The sequence below is a fragment of the Actinoplanes sp. NPDC051633 genome, from assembly GCF_040681735.1.
Lineage (GTDB): Bacteria > Actinomycetota > Actinomycetes > Mycobacteriales > Micromonosporaceae > Actinoplanes.
Genome location: NZ_JBFAZH010000850.1, coordinates 1 through 3,431, shown reverse-complemented (window position 1 = coordinate 3,431; position 3,431 = coordinate 1). Strand labels below are relative to the sequence as shown.

The 3,431-nt window shown below is 71.2% G+C and carries 1 protein-coding gene; it reads right to left on the bottom strand.

Annotated elements, in window-relative coordinates; all coding sequences use genetic code 11:
- The coding region (locus AB0M20_RS33255) for a PKD domain-containing protein (protein WP_364304300.1) at positions 1 to 3,431 on the bottom strand (3,431 nt) is incomplete at both ends.

The following is a 3,431-nucleotide window of genomic DNA, read 5'->3' as shown; positions in this document are numbered from 1 at the left end:
GCCGTCTGGGCGGCGCCGAGGGTGAACAGCCCCACCTTCGGGGCCGCGCCGACCGCGGCGTTGGTCAGCGACTCGAACGTCGTCCACTCGGCACCGTCGGCCGAGTACGCCGCGGTGTAGGTGTTACCGACCCTGGCCAGCCGCAGGTGCCACACCCCCGACGCCAGGTTGCCGGTCTGCGGCTGCGGGTTCTGCACCGCCGCCCCGATCTCGCTGCGGAACTCGAGGCGCCGGTTGACCGGCTGGCCCGCGGTGTTGTCGAGGACGAGGTCGAACTTGAGGTAGTTGTCGTCGTCGCCGTACACCAGAAGCCCGGCCTGCTGGTATTGCTCGTCGAGCAGGCTGCCGTCGACCTTCGTCTGCAGGGTCCAGTCGCCGGACGGCGCGTTCTGCAGGATGAAGTTCGTCGGCCCGGTGTTGTTGCTGCCGTAGATGTCACCGTTGGGTACGTCGATCCGCAGTGCCCCGCCGGAGACCCGGTAGGCCGTCGCGTCCTCCCGGACGATCGCGCCCCACCGGCACTTGTCGAGCGTGTCGCCGGCGAACTCGTCCGACGGCGCGGCCGGCTCCGCAGGTGCGTCCGGCGTCATCTGGAACCAGTCGAACACCGCGTCCACCACCGGCGCCGTGGTGCCGCCGTTGAGCGCGAACACCCCGACCCGCGGGTTGACGATGCCGGCCAGCGCGGCCGGGCGACCGACCGGTGTGAAGGTCTGGCCGTCGGCCGAGGCCTCCGCCGTCAGGTTCGTCCCATCGCTGAGCAGCCGCAGGTAGATCGTGTCGCCCGTGGGCGCCGCGGTGCTGTCGCCGCCTTCGTTGCGCGGCGTCCCGGCCGCCTCCCGGATGAACTCCACCGTGCGCGAGCCGTTGAACAGCAGGTCCAGCTTGGCGTAGTTCTCGTCGTCGCCGTAGATGATCAGCCCGGCCTGCTGGTAGGTCGCGGTCACCGGCACCGTGACCTTGGTGGTGGCCTGCCAGGCGCCGGCCGGCGCGGGCTGCAGGACCAGGTTCGTGGCGTCGTTGCGGGTGCCGTAGAGGTCACCCACGGCAGTCGGGAGCCGCAGCGCCCCATCGGCGACCGAGAACGTCTGGTTCTCGCGGACCACCGACCAGCGGTCACGGTTCAGCGCGCTGCCCAGGAAGTCGTCCGACCGCGCCCCGAAGCAGGCATTGTTCGGGGCCTCGACCCGGACAGGCACGTTGGTGTACGCCTTCGCGCCGCGGCTGTCGGTCACCGTCAGCGTGGCCGTGACGTTGCCGGGCACCCGGTACGTGTGCGAGGCGTCCAGAGTGGTCGCCGTGCCACCGTCGCCGAAGTCCCAGGCGTACGTCAGGGGTGTGTCGCCCTCGGAGTCGGTGGCCGTGCCGTCGAACTCGACGGTGAGCGGCGCGGTGCCGGTGGTCGGCGTCGCGACGGCGCTGACCACCGGTGGCGCGTTCTCGGTGACACCCCGGCCGAGGAAGTCCATCCAGTTCACGTTCATCAGCGAGCCCGCCCCGCCGGCCGGGTCCCGGACGACGAAGAACAGCGACTCCCCACCGGTGCCGGAGACCGGGGCCGTGACGTCGGCCCAGTTCTGCCAGCCGCCGGTGCCGGCCACCGTGGCCGTGGCGACCAGCGGGCCGTCGGCCGCGCCGGTGCGGACCTCGATCCGTCCGCCGGCGACGGCCGAGGCCACCCGGAAGCGGATCGAGTCGATGCCGGTCAGGCTGGCCGGATCGAGCGACCACCAGTCGCCGTCCTCGATGAAGCCGATGTTCTGCCCGCCGCCGGCCGGGTCGCTGGTCGTCTCGCGCTGCACGCCCGGGTCGCCGCCGCCGGTGGCGCCGGCCACCCGCCCGGTGGCGCTGAAGTACTCGGCCTGCGTTCGCTTGGGCTGCAGTTGCTCGATCATCGTGCCGGTGAGCGGCTTGGCGCCGCCGACACCGCCGTCGTCGGTGTACGACGCCTCGAACACCGCGAAGACGTTCGCCTCCGCGCCGTGCCCCGAGGCGAGCGCGGTCTGCACGGTCCCGGTGCAGCCGGTGTGCTGCTCCAGCGGGTGGGCGTGCTCGTCGTGGCCGAGCAGCACCTGCAGCCGTACCCGGTCGCAGTCGATCTCGTCGTCCTCCGGGTCGGTCACCTTGATCGTGTACTTGACCTGGTCGCCCCACTCGAAGAAGCCGCCGTCGGGCGGGAACTCGATGGTCACCGTCGGAGCGGTGTTGCCGACCGTGACGGGCACGTTCGCCACCGCGGTGCGGCCCTTGGGGTTGGTGACGGTGAGCTGCGCGGTGTAGTTGCCCGCCTCGGTGTACGTGTGGGTCGGGTTGGCCTCGGCCGAGGTCGCGCCGTCGCCGAAGGTCCATGCGTAGGTGAGCGCGCCGCCGTCCGGATCGCGGGACCCCGCGCTGGAGAACTGCGCGGTCAGCGGCACCGGCCCGGAGGTCGGGGTGGCGGCGGCAACCGCGATCGGGGCGCGCTCGCCGGCGACGTAGTCGATCCGGTAGACCCCGGAGTCGTCGTTGTTCCCGCCGAAGCCGGTGCCCCACTCGATCATGTAGAGCGCGCCGTCCGGGCCGAACTCGAAGTCCATCGGCCGGATGAAGCTCATCCCGGCCAGCAACTGATTGATGTCCACCAGGGACCGGCCGTCGGCGGTGACCTGCATCGCGTACATCTTCGACTGGTTCCACTCGCCGAACATCGCCTTGCCGTCGAAGTACGCCGGCCACTTGCGATCCGAACTCAGGCCGGCGTCGTAGCGGTAGACCGGACCGGCCATCGGTGCGCCGCCGCCGCCGATCTCCGGGAAACGCGGGTTGCCGCTGTAGTCGTAGTCCACGGTGGCGCTGACGGCCGGCGGCAGCGTCGTCAGACCGGTGTTGTTGGGAGAGTTGTTCACCGGTGCCGCGCAGTCGAACTTCGCACCGCTCGGGCCGGACGGGAACTGGTAGTCGTTGTACGCGTAGTTGGCGCCGGTGCAGTACGGCCAGCCGAAGTTGCCCGCGGCGGCGACGGCGTTCCACTCCACCGTTCCCTCGGGTCCGCGGTTGGGGTTCGCCGCGCCGGCGTCCGGCCCGTAATCGGCGACATACAGGGTGCCGCCGGCCGGGTCGATGCCGATCCGGAACGGGTTGCGGAAGCCCATCGCGAAGATCTCCGGACGGGTACGCGCGGTGCCCGGGGCGAAGAGGTTGCCGGCCGGCACGGTGTATGTCCCGTCGTCCTCCGGGTGGATCCGCAGCACCTTGCCGCGCAGGTCGTTGGTGTTGCCCGCGCTCCGCTGGGCGTCGTAGTCCTGACGGCCCGGCCGCTCGTCGATCGGCGTGAACGCGTCCGACTCGAACGGGTTCGTGTTGTCGCCGGTGGCCAGGTAGAGGTTGCCGGCGCCGTCGAAGGTCATGCTGCCGCCCGCGTGGCAGCAGGTGTTGCGCTGGGTGTCGACCTG